Below are 17,366 nucleotides of genomic sequence, written 5' to 3' on the forward strand. Positions count from 1 at the left end.
GCCCGGCTCAGCCGAGCCGTTCCTGTCCGCTGGTGATGAGTCGGACGATCGTGTCGGGGAGCTTCTCCTGGTCGGGGTCGTCGTGACGTCCCTCGCGATGGCGACGCAGGTTGTGGCCCATGATCGCGGCCATCTTGAAGCGGCCGAGGGCGTTGAACCAGTCCATGGCGGGCGGGGCCGCGCCGTCGGCGTAGACGGCGAGGAGGTCGGCCTCGGACGGCAGGCCGGGCACCTCACGGCCCACGCCCGGGAAGTTGGACCCGTCGGCGAACACCAGGAACCAGCCCAGCTCGACCCGTGGGTCGCCGATGCTCCAGATCTCCCAGTCGATCACGGCCACCGGCTCGAGGCCGGCGCAGATGATGTTGCCCAGGCGGTAGTCGCCGTGCACCAGCGTCGGCGCGAGCGAGCTGGGGATCGACGCCTCGAGGCGGGCCTGGAGCATCGCAGCCCCGGGCACGAGCTCGGCCGGGACGGCCCCCATGGTCCTGGCCCATCGAGCCAGCTCCTCGGCCGGCGAGAAGGTCGAGGCGCCGGACGGCAGCGAGTCGAGCGGGACGCGATGGAGGCGCGGCAGGATCTCGGCCGCCCGGACCATCCGGGCCGCGGCGACGTCGGGGGCGATCGCCGGGTCGTCGAGCGTGGGCTCGAGGGACTCGCCCGTCACGAAGTCGACCGCGAACCAGGCCGGCTCGGTCTCGTCGACGGCGACGACCGCCGGGACGGGCACGTCCGTGCCGGCGAGGGCGGCGAGGATGCGCGCCTGCTTGAGCATGTCGTGCCGGCCCACCGACCGCTGGCCGCGCGGCACGGCCTTGACGACGGCTTCGCGCCCGGGGGCGGTGCTGAGCCGGTAGGTCAGCCCGGAGTGTCCCCCCGGCAGGACGGCGAGGTCGCCGACGTCCGTCAGGCCCGCCTCGCGGCGCAGGTGGTCCGCGATGCGCAGGCCGAGCTCCTGCTCGTAGGGCACCGTCTCGTCGAGCTCCGTACTCATGCGCGCGGCTCCCTCGGCAGGCCGAGCACGCGCTCGGCGATGATGTTGTGCTGTATCTCGTCGGTTCCGCCGGCGATCCGGTAGCCCGGCGCTCCGAGCACGTGCTCTCCCCACGCCCAGGTGCCCCACCGGCCGGAGTCGGCGGTCAGCTCGGGTCCGAGCAGCGCGCGGGCCACCTCGGACGTGCGCGCCATCGTGTCGGTGGCGAGCAGCTTGCCCGCCGACGCCTCGGGCCCGGGGTCCTGCCCGGAGACGATCGCCGCGGCCACCCGCATCCCGGTGAGCCGCTGCACGTAGCTGCGGGTCACCAGGTCGGCGACCTGGTCGCGCTCCACGGCATCGAGCTCGCGACCCAGGTTGCGGGCCAGCTCGACGGCCTGGTCGGCGTTCTCGAGGCCGAGCGAGCCGGAGTCGAGCCGCTCGGACGCGAGCACCGTCAGAGCGACCTTCCAGCCCTGGCCCACCGGACCGAGCCGGTGCTCGTCGCCCAGCACGACCCCGTCGAGGTAGACCTCGTTGAACGACGCACCGCCCGTCATCTGGCGGATCGGCCGGATCGTCACACCCTCTGCGTCCATCGGCACGATGAAGACCGTCAGGCCGGCATGCTTCGCGACGGTCGCGTCGGTGCGTGTCACGGCGACGCCGTGGTCGGCCACGAGCGCGCCCGACGTCCAGACCTTGTGGCCGTCGAGGCGCCAGGTGCCGTCGTCCTGCTGGACCGCCTTCGTGCGCACGGCCGCGAGGTCGGAGCCCGCCTCGGTCTCGGAGAACAGCTGGCAGGCGATCAGGTCGGTCCGCAGCATCGCTCGGACGTAGGTGGCCTGCTGCTCCGGCGTGCCCCACTGCGCGATCGTCGGCGCGATGAGCTGCTGCGTGACGGGGAACATCTCGGTGCGCCGTGGCACGTCGTACTCGGACTCCAGGCGGCGGAAGGCCAGGAGGTAGGCGACGGGGAGGTCACGCCCGCCGAACTCGGACGACCACGTGATCGCGCCGAACCCGGCGTCGAACTTGGCCTGCTCGTAGGCCCGGATGCGGTCGGTCTCGGCCCGCTCCTGCTCGGCGGTCCAGCTCTCGAAGACCGCCACCGAGTCCGAGCCCTCGCCCCAGGCGTTCGCCGTGCGCGGAGTGGCTACGTCGTCGAGCCAGGCTCGCGCGTCGGTCAGGAACGCGTCCATCGCGATGGTCATGTCACACCCCCAGCACGGTGCAGGCGCTGATGCCCGGCGCGCCGTAGACGTGGGTGAAGCCGAGCTTCGGCGCACCGGCGACCTGCCGGTCGCCGGCCTCGCCGCGCAGCTGGGTGACGATCTCGTGCACCTGCCGCAGACCCGAGGCGCCGATGGGCTCACCGTTGGCGATGCAGCCGCCGTCGGTGTTGACGGGGATGCGTCCGCCGATCTCGGTGGCGCCGGAGGCGATGAGCTCCTCCTGCTCGCCGTGCTCGCAGAAGCCGCACTCGGCCAGGTGCATGATCTCCGCGCCGCTCTCGGTGTCCTGCAGCTGCGCGACGCCGATCTCGTCAGGTCGGACGCCCGCCGTCTGGAAGGCCTCGGCCGCCGCGTCGCTGCTGACGCTGGTGGGTTCGCCGGTGCCCTGGACCGCCGGGCTGAACACCTCGAACGAGCCGAAGCGGCGGGTCTTGGTCGCGACCGACAGCAGCTGGACCGGCCGCAGTCCCGTCGACCGCGCGACGTCCTCGGACGCCACGATGATCGCCGCGCCACCCTCGCCCGGCGAGCAGAACATGTAGCGCGTGAGGGGGTCGTTGACCATGTCGGCGGTGAGGATGTCGTGCTCGCTGATGGCCTCGCGCCGCCAGGCGTTCGGGTTGAGCACGCCGTTGCGGTACGCCTTGGCCGCGACCCGCGCCAACGTCTGGTCCGTGATGCCGTGCCGGCGCATGTAGCGCGCGATCTTGATCGCGAAGAACTGCGTGGTGACCATCAGGCCCGCGTCGCCGTACCCGGCGTCGAGGCCCCAGTCCTCGGCACGGGGGTCGAACGCGCCCCGCGGGTGCTTGTCGAAGCCGACGGCGAGGGCGATCTGCGCCTGCCCGGAACGGATGGCGTTGACCGCCGAGACGAGCGCGCTGCCGCCGGTCGCGCAGCCGTTCTTGACGTTCGTGAACGGGATGCCCGTCAGCCCGAGGTCGGCGACGAGCGTGTCGGCCAGGCCCGCGCCGTCGCTGCCGCCGAAGGCGACCTGCACGTCGCCCCACTGCAGCTGGGCGTCGGCGAGGGCGCTGCGGATGGCGGAGACCGCCATCTCGCGGCCGCTGACACCCGGCTGCCGCCCGAAGGCGGACAGACCGGCCCCGATGATCGAGACGTCGGACATCAGACCTCCTGGAAGACGCGGGTGGTGGTGAAGCGAGGGACGGGCGTCGTCGCGACCAGCTCGACGACCGCCTCGTCCTCGAGGTCGGCGACGTCGTCGCAGTCGAGGACGGCCTCGACCTTGACCCCCTCTGGCAGCTCGACGTATCCGACGGCGAACGGCACGAACCCGTCCGCGGGCGGGACGTACGGCGGCGACTTGGGTGCGAAGCGCTGGACCGTGAAGCCCCAGACGGTTCCGCGGCGGCCGAGGTCGATGACCTGCATCGCCTCGGCGCCGCACCGCTGACAGCCCCGCGACCGGGGAAAGGCCACGTTGTCGCAGACGCCGCAACGACTTCCTTCGAGCACGGGGGGCTGCACGTCAGTCACTTCGCTCTCCTCGTCAACGTCCGGTCAGCGTCCGACCCACTTGGGCTCGCGCTTCTCGAGGAAGGCCTGGACGCCCTCCTTGCCGTCTTCTGACTGCAGGGCGTTGCCGACCGCGAGGTGCTCCATGACCATGAGCGAGCGGACGTCGGCGTCGAGACCCTGGTTGATGGCCATCTTGGTCAGGCGCATCATGTACGGGCTCTTGTCGACGAGCGGAGCGATGAACTCCTCGACGGCCTTGTCGAGCTCGTCGGCCGGGGCCGAGGCGTTGATGAGGTCGAAGTCGACGGCCTCCTGGCCCGAGAGCAGCTTTCCCGTGAGCATGAGCTCCTTGGTCTTGCGCAGACCGATCATGCGGGGCAGGCGGTAGATCGGTCCGGCGCCGCCGAACAGCGCGCGACGGATGTGGAAGTCGCCGATCTTGGCGTCGTCCGAGGCGACCGCGAAGTCGCACGAGATCATGAGCTCGAAACCGCCGGCGGTGACGTAGCCCTCAAGCACGGCGACCGACGGGGTCTTCATCTGGTAGAGGCGGTCGCAGACCTCGGCGGACAGCACGGCGACGTCCATCGCGGTCGTGGTGCCGATGAAGTCCGAGAGCAGCTCGTCGAGGTCGAAGCCCGAGCAGAACTGGTTCTCGACACCGCGGAGCACGAGCACCTTGAGATCGGGATCGGCGTCGACCTCCTTGATGATCTCGTCGAGGCGGTGCAGCAGCTCGACGGTGACGGCGTTCTTCTTGTGCGGGCGGTTCAGCCAGACGCGGGCGACGTCGCCATCCTTCTCGAGGAGGACGTGATCGGTCTCGACAACCATGGGAGGGTCCTTTCGGCAAAGCAAGTGAACTGGATTCAATTCAGTATGCGCACCGACCCGGACGGCGTCAAGGACCAAACTGAACTGACTTCAAAATATGTGTCAGCGACCGAGCTGGCCGAGCAGCGCGGCGACCTCGTCGGCCCGCGTCACCATCGCCATGTGACCCGAGGCGATGTGTGCGACGTTGCCGCCCACGCGGTGCGCGGAACGCTCCTGGAGCTCCGGTGGGTAGCAGGCGTCCTCGGACAGTCGCACGTAGGTCCGCGGCACCCCCGCACCCAGCCCCGAGAGGTCCACCGGTTCCATCAGCAGCGCCGCGGACTCGTCCGAGACCAGTCCGAGCGTCCACTCGGTCTGCTCCGGCGTCATGTCGTTGCACAGCATGAACCGCACGCCCTCGGGCGTCTGGTGGTAGACACCGTCCTCGATCGACTCCATGACGGCATCCCGCACGGCCGGGTCGATCTGGTCGATGACCGCCGTCCCGTCCTCGGGCACGACCGCCGACAGGAAGACGACGTGGCGCAGCCTGCCGGCCAGCGACTCCATGACCCGCGGGACCGTGACCCCCGCGAACGAGTGGGCGACCAGCACGACGTCCCGCAGGTCGCGCGAGACGATCTCGTCCTCGAGGGCCGCGGCGCAGTCCGCCAACGACACCGTCGCGACGTCGACGTCCGAGCGCGACCCACGGCCCGGCAGGTCGACCGCCACCACGTCGCCGTCGAGCAGGGGGCTCAGGCGGTCCCAGCAGTCGCCGCCCATGCCGGCTCCGTGCACGAGCACGTAGGCGCTCATCGGCCCAGCACCAAGGCGGCCACGTCTTCGCGTCTGCGACGCGCGCTTCCGAACAGTCCTTCGTCGCCGAGAGCCCTCCGGACGTAGAGGTGCGCCGGGTGCTCCCAGGTGAAGCCGATGCCGCCGTGCAGCTGGACGGCCTCGTGGACCGCGCGGACCACCGCATCGGTGGCCACGGCACCGGCGACGGCAGCGGGCAGCTCGGCGTCCGGGTCCTCGTCGTGCAGGGCTGCGGCGTAGGCGACGGCCGAGCGAGCGCGCTCGAGGTCGACCGCGAGATCGGCCAACCGGTGCTTGACGGCCTGGAAGGAGCCGATCGCGCGACCGAACTGCTGGCGCTGGCCCACGTACTCGACCGTGGACGCCAGCTGCCGGCCGATGATGCCGACGTGCTCGGCGGCGGAGGAGATCGTCGCGGTGCGCGCGAGCCTGCCCCACTCGCGCTCGGCCCCGGCGCCGTCCGACAGCAGCACCGACTCCGCTCCGTCGAGCACGATCTCGGCCTGTCGGCGCGTGGAGTCCATGACCTCGAGCGGACGGACCGCGACCCCGGCACCGTCCAGGGCCACGGCGTGGACGCCCTCGCCGGAGCGCAGGACGACCACGTCGGCCTCCGCCCCGGCCACGACCCGCGGCAGGGTCCCGGTCAGATGACGCCCCTCCACCGTCAGGTCGACCGCACCGAGGCACACCGTCCCGATGGTGCTGCCGGCCACGACACCTGCCAGGAGGTCGCCCACGCTCGCCGGGTCCTCGGCCGCAGCGAGCGCCGAGGCGGCCAGCACGGCCGAGAACAGGATCGGTTCGGGCAGCAACGCCGCCCCGGCCTCCTCGAGGATCACGACGACGTCACGCAGCCCGAAACCAGCACCACCGAGCGTTTCCGGCACGAGCATGGCGCCGACGGCGAGCTCGTCGTTGAGCCTCGACCACAGGGCCTCCGACCACCCGCGGCTCGACGCGGCCGCGGCGCGGACCTGCTCGTGGTCGGCGGCGCGCGAGAGCAGGGAACGGGCGATGTCGCGCAGGTCGGCGTGCTCGGCCAACGGCGTCATGATCGAGGGGTCGGCCTCCGGCCAGGGTGCGACGAGTGCGGTCATGATGGTCCTCCGTGGCAGAAGTGAAGTCACTTCAGGTTACGACGCCCGGCCACGCCTGACAAGGCGCGACCACCCATGGACGCTCGATGCAAAGTGAACTAGATTCAGTCGCATGACCGATTCCACGCTCGTCGCGTACTACGCGGCCGTCGACGCGGGCGACTTCGACCAGGCGATGTCCCTGCTCGACCCCCACGTCGAGTTCGCGATGCACCTGCCCGCCACGACCAACCGCGGACACGGGCGCGAAGGACTGCGCGCCTACCTGACGGGTCGCGGCGACGTCGTCCGGGCGCACGTCCCGCTGCGCGTCTCGATGGTCGACGACGTCGAGTTCGTGCACGGCGCCGTCGTCGACGACGGCGTCACGACCACGGGGCACTTCACCGCGGCCGTGAGCAAGACGGCCGACGGACTCATCGCCCGCTACCAGGTCGTCTTCGCCACCGACTTCTCCCTGCTCCCCTGACCCGAGGACGATCATGACCGCCACACCCCACCTCGACCGCTGGTTCGCCACGATGGACTCCGACGACCCCGACCACGTGCTCGACCAGATCACCGACGACTTCGTGATGTCCATCCAGTTCTCCAAGGGCGGGGGCCAGAGTGCCGAGTTCCGCGGCGACCGGGACGGGCTGGTCGCCTACCTGCAGCAGCGCGAGAAGAGCGTGCTGGTGCACGAGGTGCAGTCGTCCGCCACGGTCGACGACGTCGAGATGTGCCTCGGTCGCACCACCCGCGACGGCGAGTTCGAGGCACAGTTCACCGCGACGGCCCAGATCGACCCCGCGACGGGGCACCTGCGTCGCCTGCTGATCTGCCGCACGCCGGAGATCAGCTTCGAGTGAGCCCGAGGGAGGCACCCACGCGGTAGCCGTCGGCGATCGCGTGCCCGATGCGTCGCGGCGCGACGCAGTCGCCGATGCGCACCAGACCGGCGCTGCCGAACGAGTCGGTGACGGCCCGGTCGCGGTGCCACACGACGAGGTCCGGCTCGACGCCCACCGGTGGACCGCCGAACACCGGCGCCAAGGCCCAGCCGTCACCGCTCGCCTCGAGACGGTGACCGATCGTCACGCGTGCACCGCCGGAGGCCAACCGCGTCAGCAGAGGCCCCTGGCTCTCGTGCGGCACCCTCGGTGCGCAGGCCGTCAGCGCCGTCGCCACGTGCACCGACCATCCTGACCGCGCCAGCGATTCCGCCGCGTTGAACACCGGCCAGAAGCCGTCCGACTCGTCGTAGACCAGCGCAGTGCCACGGCCGACGGGGACCGGCGCGCCCGCGAGGACGTCCTCGACCGACAGGACCCGGCGCCCCGCTGCCGCATCCGGCGCAGGGCCCGGCACCGCACCGGTCGCCAGGACGACGTCGTCGGCGATGCCGTGGATCTCGACGAGGTCGTCGCGCGAGATCGGAGCGCCGAGGTGGACGTCGACCCTCAGGCGCCGCACCTCGCGCTCGAGGTGGTCGACGACGTCGAGCAGGGCGGCGCGGTGCGGGGCAGCAGCGGCGAGCCGCAGCGCTCCCCCGGTGCTGGTCGCTGCTTCGTACAACGTGACCCGGTGCCCCCGCAGCGCGGCGACACGAGCCGCCTCCAGACCGGCAGGACCCGCGCCGACCACGTGGACCTCCCGCGGGCGGTCGATCGGCGTGGTCAGCCCCGGGTGTCGCCCACGACCGACCTCGGCGTTGACGGCGCAGTGCAGGTGGGGGTCGAAGGCACGGCAGTCCTGGTTGACGCCGATGCAGCTGCGCACCTCGTCGAGCCGGCTGTCCCGCGACTTGGCAGGCAGCTCGGGGTCGGCGATCAGCGCCCGGGCCATGCCGACGAGATCGGCCTTGCCCGTCCGCACCACGGTGTCGGCCGTGCCCGCGTCGCGGATGCGCTGCCCCACCAGCACGGGCAGCCCCGTCGCGGCGCGCACCCGGGCCGCCGACTCGACGGCGACCGCGTCGGGGCCGGTCGAGTCCTTGACGTAGGAGCCGCGCGTGCCGTGGGTGATGCTCAGGTAGTCGACGTCTCCGCGGGCCGCCAGGTGCTCGGCCACCAGCAGGCAGTGGTCGATGCCGGTACCGCCCGACACCTCCTCCTCGGCGCTCAGGCGCACGCCCAGGACGAAGTCGGGTCCCGTCTCGCGGCGGATCGCGTCGATCACCTCGTCGAGGAACCGCAGGCGTCCCGCGAGATCGCCGCCGTGCTCGTCGGTGCGCAGGTTGGTGGCGGACGACATGAACTGGGCGACGAGGTATCCGTGCGCGGCGTGGATCTCGACGCCATCGAGCCCCGCCCGCTCGAGGTGACGTGCCGACAGGCCCCACGCATCCACCTGGTCGCGGATCTCGTCGGACGTCAGGACGTGCGGCGGGTACGCGTCACGAGCGGTGCGGACGGCCGACGGTGCCACCGACGGGACGTCGGCCTCGGCTCCGATGCCCTCCCGGCCGAGGTGCACCAGCTGCCCGATCATGAACGCGCCGTGACGGTGGGCGGCCTCGGCCTTGTGGCGCATGGGCGGCACCACCTCCTCGAGGTAGGCCGCGACGAGCTTGCCGCCCCGCGGGTACGACGAGGGATGGACGACGGCCGCACCGGTGATGATGAGGCCGACGCCGCCCTCAGCCAGCCGCTCGACGTGCTCGACGTCGCCGGAGGTCGGCAACCCGCCCTCGACCAGGCTCGTCCCGGCCGGCAGCGAGACGAGCCGGTTGCGCAGCTCGAGCCCGCGGAGCCGGAAGCCCGAGAACGCGTGGTCGAACATGTCAGAGGTTGTCGAGCACGTTGCGTCCGCCGATCAGCATCGCCAGCGCGACGCCGAGGCCCGTGACCGCGGTCATCAGCAGCGCCATCGCCGCGACCAGCGGGTACGAGCCGTTGGCCCACAGGTCGTACAGGCGGGTGCCCATCACCTGCGTCGTGGGAGATCGCACCAAGAGCGAGGCTGCGAACTCGTGGGTGAGCAGGATGAACATGAGCGCGACCGCGCTCAGGATCGCGGGCCGCATCAGCGGCAGGATGATCCGGACGTTCGTCGTGAACGAGCTGGCCCCGCTCGTCGCCGACGCCTCGATGTAGGTCTCGCCGAGGGCGAGCAGCGCCGTCATCTGCAGACGTGTCGCGAACGGGATCATCAGCACGATGTAGACCAGCACGATGACGGTCCGTGTGCCGTAGAGGATGATCGGGGGCTCGGTGTAGGTCAGCAGGAAGCCGACGCCGAAGATCACGGCGGGGATGCCCAGCGGCAGCGCCGACACGAGGTCGGCCACCAGGCGGATCACGGGATAGCGGCGCCCCCGGACCAGCAGGTTGGCGATCATGAAGCCGATCGGCACGCAGAACAGCACCGCGATGGACGACGCCACGACGCTCGTCACGACTGAGTCCATGATGTCGGACGTCTGGAAGAGCGTGCGGAAGTTGTCGAGCGTCAGCAGGCCCCAGCTGATCGACGATGACCAGTACGGCGTCAGCGCGACCAGGATCAGGCCGATCAGCGGCAGCACGAGCGCGACGATGCCGTAGACGACGATCGTCGCCACGGCCCAGCGCGAGCGGACCGGCGCCGACTTGAACGCCTTGCCTCCGTGCGTGACGAAGCGGGTCTGGTCGCCCAGCAGCAGCTTCTGCCCGAGCACCACGACCAGGCCCAGCACCACGAGGGGCGAGCCGGCTGCCGCGGCGGCCGCGAAGTCGGACGGCGACTCCGAGACGCGCCGGTACATCTCGGTCGTGAGCACCTTGACGCCGGTGTTGGACCCCAGCAGGAGGGGCCCCGTGAACTGGCCGAGACCCAGCAGCAGTGCCACGCCGCCGCCGTAGATGAGGGACGGCCGCAGCAGCGGCAGCACGACGCGGAAGAACACGCCGATCGTCGACGAGCCGCTCGTCTGGGCGGCCTCGAGGTGCTCGGCGCTGATGGACGCCATGCCGGCGCTGACGAAGAGGTAGACGAACGAGGTGAGCCCGAACCCCGTCAGGATGATGATCCAGGTGGGCGTGTAGATGTCGATCGGGCCGCTCTCGAGGTGGTTCCACCACGGGAGGTGACGCATCGCGGCGTTGAGGTAGCCGGGCCCCGGTGAGAGCAGGAAGGCCCAGCCCACGACGTTGGCGACGGCGGGCAGCACGATCGGCAGCACCGGGACGATGCGCAGGAAGGCGAACTTCCGCGGCAGGCGGCTGGTCGCGAACGCCAGGATCGTGCCGAGCACCATCGCGATGACCAGCGAGAAGAACGCCAGCTGCACCGTCGTCCAGATGACCTCGCCGATGTCGTCGCGGCCGTACTGCGACGTGTATCCCCGGGCCCCGTCGGCGAACGCCAGCGACTGCAGGCGGTACAGCGGCAGCACGATCATGTAGATCAGCGCGGCGGCGAGCACCAGGTAGCCGATCCGGCCGCCCCATCCCCGCGAGCGGATGCGGCTCATCGGCGCGGCGAGCACCGCGGCCATCAGACGGCCACCGACTCGCGCTCGGCCGACCGGGCCGGGTCGGCGGCGTAGGTGCGCACGTCGGTGGGGTTGAAGCTCACCACGACCGGCGCTCCCTCCTCGGCGGTCGGCAGCCACGCGCCGTGCTCGCGGGTATCGGCCTGCAGGGTCAGCCGCTCGCCGGCGACGTCGACGAGCACGTCGTAGTGACGTCCGCCGAACTCGGTGGTGACGAGCGTGGCGTGCAGGACGGTGGAGCCGTGCGGTGCGTCCTCGACCGCCCGGTGCAGGTGCAGGTCGGCGGGCCGCAGCCGCGCGATGATCTCGTCGGCTCCTCCCCGCTCGGGCGAGCGCGAGCCGAGGTCGAGCACGTCGCCGTTCGCGGTCTGCCATCCCTCGTGGTGACGGGTCAGGACGAGGCGGTTGCCCATCCCGATGAAGGCAGCCACGTAGTCGGACCCGGGCTCGTCGAACACGCGCTGAGGCGTGTCGCACTGCTCGAGACGTCCGTCCTTCATGATGGCCAGGCGGTCGCCCAAGGCGAAGGCCTCGGACTGGTCGTGGGTCACGAAGACCGCGCTGAAGCCCAGGCGCTGGTGCAGCTGGTGGATCTGCGTGCGCACCTGGTCGCGCAGGCGGGCGTCGAGGTTGCTGAGGGGCTCGTCGAACAGCACCAGGTCGGGCTCGGCGACCAGGCCTCGCGCGACGGCGACCCGCTGCTGCTGGCCGCCGCTGAGCTGCGACGGGTACCGGTCGAGCAGGTGGCCGGTGTCGACCATCGCGGCCGCCTTGTCGACGGCGCCGCTGCGCAGCGCCTCCTTCTTGCGACGCACCTTGAGCGGGTAGCCGATGTTGTCGCGGACGGTCATGTGCGGCCACAGCGCGTACGACTGGAAGATCATGCCGATGTTGCGTCGATGGGTGGCGACGTCGGTGTGGGTCTTGGCGTCGAAGACCGTCCGGTCGCCGAACGAGATGGTGCCGCCCTCAGGGGTCTCGAGCCCGGCCAGGCAGCGCAGCGTCGTCGTCTTGCCGCAGCCGCTGGGGCCGAGCAGCACGACGAACTCGCCCTCGTCGATCGTCAGCTCGAGATCGTCCACGATGGTGTTGCTCCCGAACCGCTTGGTCAGGTTGGAGATCGTGATTCCGGACATCTGTGTCACCTTCGGTCAGGTCGTGGTCTTGGTCGGGGTCGAGCGGCCGGCTGCGGTGCCGCCGTCGATGATGAAGTCGGTGCCGGTCACGTACGCCGCCTCGTCGCTCAGCAGGAACGCGATCGCCGAGGCCACCTCGTCCGGGGTGCCGCGTCGGCCCAGCGGGATGGAGCGGACGTACGCGTCCATGTCGGTCTGGTCGAAGCCGGGGCCGTCGGTGATCGGCGTGTCGATGCTGCCGGGGCACACGGCGTTGACCCGGATGCCGCGCTCGGCCAGCTCGAGCGAGGCGACCCGCGAGAGCGCCCGGACGCCGAACTTGGACGCACCGTAGGCACCGAGCCCGGTGGTCGCCAGCACACCGCGCAGCGATGACAACGTCACCACCGCTCCACCGGACGCCATGGACCGTGCGGCGGCGCGGAGCGCCAGGAACGTCGACACGAGGTTGAGGTCGACCATGCGACGGAACTCGTCGAGCGAGGTGTCGACCAGGGTCGACCTCGACGCGGCTCCGGCCGAGTGGACGAGGAGGTCGAACGATCCGTCGGTGGTCATGCCGTCGCACACGAGGTCCCAGTCGGCCTCGGACGTCACGTCGAGCACCTCGAACCGCGCTCCGGAGCCGAGCTCGGCCGCCAGCCGCGTGCCGGCCTCACCGTCGACGTCCGTCAGCACCACCCGCGCGCCCCGCCGGGCGAGCAGGGTCGCCGCGGCCGCACCGATGCCGCTGGCGGCGCCGGTGACGAGCGCGGTGCGTCCCGTGAAGCTCGACATCGTGTCTCTCCTAAATGAACCGATCTCAGTTCAGTGTACGGACGCCGTCATGTGACGTCAATCACCGGTCACGGGTCAGACGGCGCACCGGTGGCGGTCTCCAGGAGTCGTCCGTCGGCCCGTAGAGCCGCAGCATCAGCCGGAACGGGCCGTCCGGTGCCGGCAGCCAGTTCGTCCCCGCGTGCGACGGTCGCGACGACGACAGGTGCACCACGATCGAGCCGTCGTCCGAGCGCCGGAGGCCCGGCGTCCGATCGCCGATGGAGTACCGGGCAGCGTCGTTGGCGACCAGCAGGCCGGCTGCGTGGTACATCGTCAACGACCAGAAGGAGCGGACCGGCGGGAGGTCCGCTCCGTCGAGGACGATCTCGTAGTCGGCACTCGACGCGTCGAGAGGCGCTCCGTCGGCATCGGTCTCGCACACGGGGTAGACCGCCTCGACCGCCGGGTTGACGAAGATCTGCGAGTAGGCGACCGCGGCCCGCAGCAGCACGTCGTCCCCGAAGTCGGGCCCCCGCCAGTTGACCGCCCAGCCGTTGACCGTCTCGCCCATGGTGCGCACGTGGGCGTCGATGCGCGCCAGACCGGACCGCAGGCCGGCGACGACCGCAGCGTCTCGCCCCTGCTCGCAGGTCACGAGATCGGTACGCACGATCGCGGGGACCGAGCCCGGATCGGTGTCGGCGACCACCGCGGAGATGGCCCTCCCGAAGGCGGAGGGTTCGACGGTCTCGGCAGCCCGGTCGACGGCGGCGAGAGCGATGTCCCGCTGGCCCGTCGACGACACGCGCCCGTCCACGCCCGCGAGGTCGGTCAGCGCGATCGCGCCCTGCAGCGCGTGGACGCGCTCCAGGTCGGACGGATCGCCGGGCTCGACGAGGATGCGGACGCACAGCATGAGGAAGCGGTGCGGCGTCGTGAGCTCGACGCCGTCGTCGCCCTCCCGCCGAGCGAGGGGCCCGCGCCGGAGCGTCACCGGGGGCAGCTGCCCACCGTGGGTCCGTCGCCCCAGCGCCCACGGGCTGCTGGCGTCGGCCAGCGCCACCTGCACGCTGTAGTAGCGGTCGCCGAGGTCCGGCATGACGAGTCGTCTCGGGCCGGCGTCCAGGTCGATCCACGCCACCGAGTAGAGGGTGTCGACGTTGGGGGCCACCCCCACGCGCAGCTCGGGGCTCGACAGCTCGCGCTGGTGCCCGAACGTGCCGACGGCTGCGCCTGCCGAGGTCGGCGGGCGCGGAGCAGCCGGCGCCGCCGGCTGCGTGAAGTTGAGCCGCACGCGCTGCGCGAACACCAGAGGGAATCCCCAGATCTGCAGCCGCGCAGCCGCCTGCTCGACGTCGTCCGTCGACGGCGAAGTCGTCGTCATTGCCCCTCCTCGCAGATTGAACTAAGTTCAATTAGGAACTGTAGCGAAGCACACGAGGAGCGCGGGATGGATCGACGCACGGCAGGCAGGCAGCCCGACGCCCCGTGGGAGCCCTCCCCCCGGCGCGACTCGGTGCCCGCCGACGACGACGCGCGCGAGCAGTGGTTCCGCGACCTCGCACACCAGGCGACCGTCTTCGGACTGCCGATCGTGTGGCAGCACGCCCTGCTCCAGCGCGAGGCCGCCGAACGTCCGATGAGCACGTTCTCGCACGAGCGCGACCTGGCACGGCCGGGCTTCGCGGCCTTTCGCGTGCCGAACGTCGACACGCTCTACTCCAGCGCCTGGATCGACCTGACGTCCGGCCCGGTCGACGTCTGCCTGCCCGACTTCGGCGACCGCTACTTCACGGTGCAGCTGCTCGACGCAGCCAGCAACACCCAGAACATCAGCCGCCGGACGATCGGAGCCGCGCGTCGCATCCGGCTCGTGAGTCCCGAGAGCCCGGGGAGCCCCGACGTTCCCGACGAGGACGGAGTCGTGACCATGCCCGTGGGCTCGCCCGTCACGTGGGCGCTCATGCGCATCCAGGTCGGCACCCACGACCTCGCCGAGGTCCGAGCCCTGCAGGACGCCGTGGCCCTCGTGCCGCTCGGCGGCCCGTCGGTCCTCACCGTCGAGCCCGCCGCCGGTGACGTCGAGGACGACGCCGACGCCTTCCTCACCACCCTCGACTCCGCCCTGCGGCTGCAAGGACATCGGCTCGAGGAGACCGCACTCGTCATGCGCCTCCGCCAGCTGGCGGCGATCGACGACGAGCCCGCCCGCCGCGGCGTCGAGCGGGGCTACCGCGAGGCCCTCGCCCTCCTCGACGCGAGCCGCCCCCTCCTCGGCACCCGCACCGGGTCCGGATGGACGCGCGTCGCCGACAAGGGCCGGCACGGGTACAACTACCTCAACCGCGCCGTCATGAACTTCGTCGGCCTCGCCGCCAACGTCGTCGACGAGAACACCTCCTTCAACACCTACGTGGACGAGCACGGCGTCCGGCTGGACGGACGTGCCGGCGCCTCGTACCGCCTCGTGCTCGACCCGCCGCCGACGACGGACGCCTTCTGGAGCGTGACGCTCTACGAGGCGTCGACCGGGCACCTCTGGGACGCGCCCGAGGGGCGCTACAGCGTGGGCAGCCTGTCGGGAGGACGCGACACGTCGGCCGGCGACTCCATCACGATCAGTCATGAGCGTCCGGCCGGCGGGACCTGGCTGCCCGCTCCCGCAGGGGAGTTCTTCCTCGTGCTGCGGGTGTACTCCCCCGGCCCCGACGTCGTCAGCGGCGACTGGATCCCCGCACCCGTCCGCCCGGTCCGACCGGCCGGGTCGACGAGGTGACCACCCGCTTCGTGCGCGCCCTGCGCACGGGCGACGAACCCGATCCTCGCTTCACCCTGGCGAACGAGCGGACCCTCCTCGCATGGGTGCGCACGGCACTGGGATTCGTCGCCGGCGGCCTGGCGGTCTACGCGTTCGGCCAGGACTCGATCCCCCATCATCTCGTCAAGCCCGTCGCCCTGACCATGCTGCTGGCGGCGGCCCTCGTCACCGGCGCATCGCTGCAGCGCTGGTATGCCGTCCAGGTCGCGATGAGGCAGCGCCGACCGCTGCCGATCCCCTTCATCGCGCTGCCGGTCGCGGCCCTGCTGCTCGTCGCGGTCGCGACGAGCAGCTGGATCATCCTGTCGTGAGCGACTCGGGGGCGTCCGCCGATCGCGGGCTGCAGGCCGAGCGCACCACGATGGCCTGGGTCAGGACCGCCCTGGCAGTCGAGGCCACGACCGTCCTCGCGGTCCGCGCCCTGCACGCCCAGACCGCGGCCCTCGTCCTGCTGGCGGCCACCTCCGTCTGCCTAGCCGGCTTCATGGTGACCGTGCTGCCCCGTCTGCACGCTCGACGCGCTGCCGCGATGCACTCCGGCACGGCGCCACTGATCGCCCCGTGTGCCCTGACGGGCATCGTCATCGCGATGTGCCTCGTCTCGGCGGCCTTCATCGCACTCGACCACTGACACGCACGGCGGCGCCGGCGGGATCGATCCCACCGGCGCCGCCGGTCGAGCAGCCTGCGTCGAGTCACTTCAGGAAGAGCTTCTCCCACTTCTGCTGGTAGCTGGCGATCTTCTCCGCCGTCAGCTCCTTGGGGTCGGGCAGCTTCACGTCGGACGCGTCGGCGACCGCGCCGTCGGTCTTGCCGAACACCGAGGCGTAGCCGGTGTTGAGCGCTGACTGCCCCTCAGGGGTGATCATGAAGTCGGCCAGCACCTGCGCAGCGTTGGGGTGGGGCGCTGCGCTGAGGACGTGGGAGTACCAGGGCGTCCCCCAGGCGGGATCGGGCAGCTTCCAGTCGACCGGCGCACCGGACTCGACCTCGGCGACGAGCGGCTGGACTCCCGGTGCCGCCGCGACCTCTCCGGACGTCAGCGCCTGCGCGATGCCGAGGGCGCTGGGGTAGATGCGCGGCTTGAGCTTGGCGAGCTTCTCGAGGAAGTCGGGACCGAAGTTCTTCTCGTAGAACGTGAAGAAGTCGACGTAGGCAGCGATGCCCTGCGGGTTGACGATGCCGATCTTGCCCGAGTACTTCGGGTCGAGCATGTCCTGCGGAGTCGCGAATCCGTCCGGGACGTCCTTGGTGTTCCAGCCCATCGCGAAGACCGCGGCGCTCGTGAGGAAGAACTTGTCCTTGATGACGTTCTTCGAGCGGTCGAACTCCTTCGCGTCGAAGTCGGGGCCGACGATGTCGGTCGAGAACGTGCCGGAATCCGCGGCGTTCTCGATCCACGACGGGTCGGTGACCATGTGGACGTCGGCCGAGCCCTTGCCCGTCCGGTTCTCCACCTCGATCTTGGGGTTCAGCTCGGCGTCGGTGCCACGGATGTACTCCATCTTGATCTTGGGGTACTTCTTCGTGAACGCCGCCTTGAGCGCGTCGAGACGCACCGGGTTCTGGCTGGAGTACAGCAGCACGCTGCCCTCCTTGTCGGCCGCCGCGACGACGGCCTTCCAGTCGCCCTTCACCGGACCCTTGGCGCTGTCGCTCCCGCCTCCACCGCAGGCCGACATCGTCAGAGCCGCACCAACTGCGAGCGCCCCGAGCCGCAGAACTGATTTCCTCATTCGGTCTCCTAAATTGAACCTTGTTCAGTTCAACAT

General features: G+C 71.0%; 18 protein-coding genes. 5 read left to right on the plus strand and 13 right to left on the minus strand.

From position 1 onward, the window contains the following. Window positions 1–7: 7 nt before the first annotated feature. The 7 genes from DX116_RS03455 to DX116_RS03485 form a co-directional block, all read right to left on the minus strand. The gene (locus DX116_RS03455; protein WP_119702787.1) at window positions 8–994 is read right to left on the minus strand and encodes a phosphotransferase family protein; all 987 of its coding nucleotides are present in this window, start codon (window positions 992–994) and stop codon (window positions 8–10) included. After that, a complete protein-coding gene (locus DX116_RS03460; protein ID WP_199715916.1) occupies window positions 991–2,187 on the minus strand; it encodes an acyl-CoA dehydrogenase family protein in 1,197 nt (398 codons plus the stop codon). The genes DX116_RS03455 and DX116_RS03460 overlap by 4 nt, the downstream gene beginning before the upstream one ends. A 1-nt stretch (window position 2,188) precedes the next feature. After that, window positions 2,189–3,337, minus strand: coding sequence for a thiolase family protein (locus DX116_RS03465; RefSeq protein WP_119702788.1), 1,149 nt, complete (start codon window positions 3,335–3,337; stop codon window positions 2,189–2,191). Further along, window positions 3,337–3,708, minus strand: a complete 372-nt coding sequence (locus DX116_RS03470; RefSeq protein ID WP_119702789.1) for a Zn-ribbon domain-containing OB-fold protein — start codon at window positions 3,706–3,708, stop codon at window positions 3,337–3,339. The genes DX116_RS03465 and DX116_RS03470 overlap by 1 nt, the downstream gene beginning before the upstream one ends. Window positions 3,709–3,732: 24 nt before the next feature. Further along, the gene (locus DX116_RS03475) at window positions 3,733–4,524 is read right to left on the minus strand and encodes an enoyl-CoA hydratase/isomerase family protein (RefSeq protein ID WP_119702790.1); all 792 of its coding nucleotides are present in this window, start codon (window positions 4,522–4,524) and stop codon (window positions 3,733–3,735) included. 102 nt (window positions 4,525–4,626) lie between these two features. Continuing rightward, complete coding sequence (locus DX116_RS03480; RefSeq protein WP_119702791.1) at window positions 4,627–5,325, minus strand: alpha/beta fold hydrolase; 699 nt, start codon at window positions 5,323–5,325, stop codon at window positions 4,627–4,629. After that, window positions 5,322–6,425 (minus strand): acyl-CoA dehydrogenase family protein, encoded by a 1,104-nt coding sequence (locus DX116_RS03485; RefSeq protein WP_199715917.1) that lies wholly within the window; start codon window positions 6,423–6,425, stop codon window positions 5,322–5,324. Before DX116_RS03485 ends, DX116_RS03480 begins: the two co-directional genes overlap by 4 nt. Window positions 6,426–6,537: 112 nt before the next feature. Here DX116_RS03485 and DX116_RS03490 point away from each other — a divergent pair, with 112 nt between their 5' ends. Both DX116_RS03490 and DX116_RS03495 read left to right on the plus strand, forming a co-directional pair. Continuing rightward, window positions 6,538–6,894, plus strand: a complete 357-nt coding sequence (locus tag DX116_RS03490; protein ID WP_119702792.1) for a nuclear transport factor 2 family protein — start codon at window positions 6,538–6,540, stop codon at window positions 6,892–6,894. Window positions 6,895–6,907: 13 nt separating this feature from the next. Further along, window positions 6,908–7,276, plus strand: a complete 369-nt coding sequence (locus DX116_RS03495) for a hypothetical protein (RefSeq protein ID WP_119702793.1) — start codon at window positions 6,908–6,910, stop codon at window positions 7,274–7,276. Here DX116_RS03495 and DX116_RS03500 read toward each other — a convergent pair. From DX116_RS03500 to DX116_RS03520, 5 genes are all read right to left on the minus strand, one after another. Then, window positions 7,263–9,188: an oxidoreductase gene (locus DX116_RS03500; RefSeq protein ID WP_119702794.1), complete on the minus strand. Its 1,926-nt coding sequence runs from the start codon at window positions 9,186–9,188 to the stop codon at window positions 7,263–7,265. The genes DX116_RS03495 and DX116_RS03500 overlap by 14 nt on opposite strands. 1 nt (window position 9,189) lies before the next feature. After that, window positions 9,190–10,884 carry an ABC transporter permease gene (locus DX116_RS03505; RefSeq protein WP_119702795.1) on the minus strand — a complete coding sequence of 565 codons (1,695 nt, stop codon included), beginning with the start codon at window positions 10,882–10,884 and terminating at the stop codon, window positions 9,190–9,192. Then, a complete protein-coding gene (locus tag DX116_RS03510; RefSeq protein WP_119702796.1) occupies window positions 10,884–12,017 on the minus strand; it encodes an ABC transporter ATP-binding protein in 1,134 nt (377 codons plus the stop codon). The genes DX116_RS03505 and DX116_RS03510 overlap by 1 nt, the downstream gene beginning before the upstream one ends. A gap of 15 nt (window positions 12,018–12,032) precedes the next feature. Beyond that, entirely contained in the window at window positions 12,033–12,794 is a 762-nt protein-coding gene (locus tag DX116_RS03515; RefSeq protein WP_119702797.1) for an SDR family oxidoreductase, read from the minus strand. Window positions 12,795–12,855: 61 nt separating this feature from the next. Then, window positions 12,856–14,160: a DUF1214 domain-containing protein gene (locus tag DX116_RS03520; protein WP_119702798.1), complete on the minus strand. Its 1,305-nt coding sequence runs from the start codon at window positions 14,158–14,160 to the stop codon at window positions 12,856–12,858. 66 nt (window positions 14,161–14,226) lie between these two features. On the opposite strand from DX116_RS03520, the gene DX116_RS03525 reads away from it, so the two are divergent. The 3 genes from DX116_RS03525 to DX116_RS03535 are packed head-to-tail and all read left to right on the plus strand — an operon-like array spanning window position 14,227 to window position 16,225. Then, on the plus strand, window positions 14,227–15,552 hold the full coding sequence (locus DX116_RS03525; RefSeq protein ID WP_119702799.1) for a DUF1254 domain-containing protein: 1,326 nt from the start codon (window positions 14,227–14,229) through the stop codon (window positions 15,550–15,552). After that, entirely contained in the window at window positions 15,549–15,905 is a 357-nt protein-coding gene (locus tag DX116_RS03530; protein ID WP_119702800.1) for a YidH family protein, read from the plus strand. Before DX116_RS03525 ends, DX116_RS03530 begins: the two co-directional genes overlap by 4 nt. Further along, window positions 15,902–16,225: a DUF202 domain-containing protein gene (locus tag DX116_RS03535; protein WP_119702801.1), complete on the plus strand. Its 324-nt coding sequence runs from the start codon at window positions 15,902–15,904 to the stop codon at window positions 16,223–16,225. Before DX116_RS03530 ends, DX116_RS03535 begins: the two co-directional genes overlap by 4 nt. 64 nt (window positions 16,226–16,289) lie before the next feature. Here the strand turns inward: DX116_RS03535 and DX116_RS03540 are convergent, their stop codons facing one another. After that, window positions 16,290–17,330 carry an ABC transporter substrate-binding protein gene (locus tag DX116_RS03540; protein ID WP_119702802.1) on the minus strand — a complete coding sequence of 347 codons (1,041 nt, stop codon included), beginning with the start codon at window positions 17,328–17,330 and terminating at the stop codon, window positions 16,290–16,292. Between the last annotated feature and the right edge of the window lie 36 nt (window positions 17,331–17,366).

The organism is Aeromicrobium endophyticum (genome assembly GCF_003586285.1).
Taxonomy (GTDB): Bacteria; Actinomycetota; Actinomycetes; order Propionibacteriales; family Nocardioidaceae; genus Aeromicrobium; species Aeromicrobium endophyticum.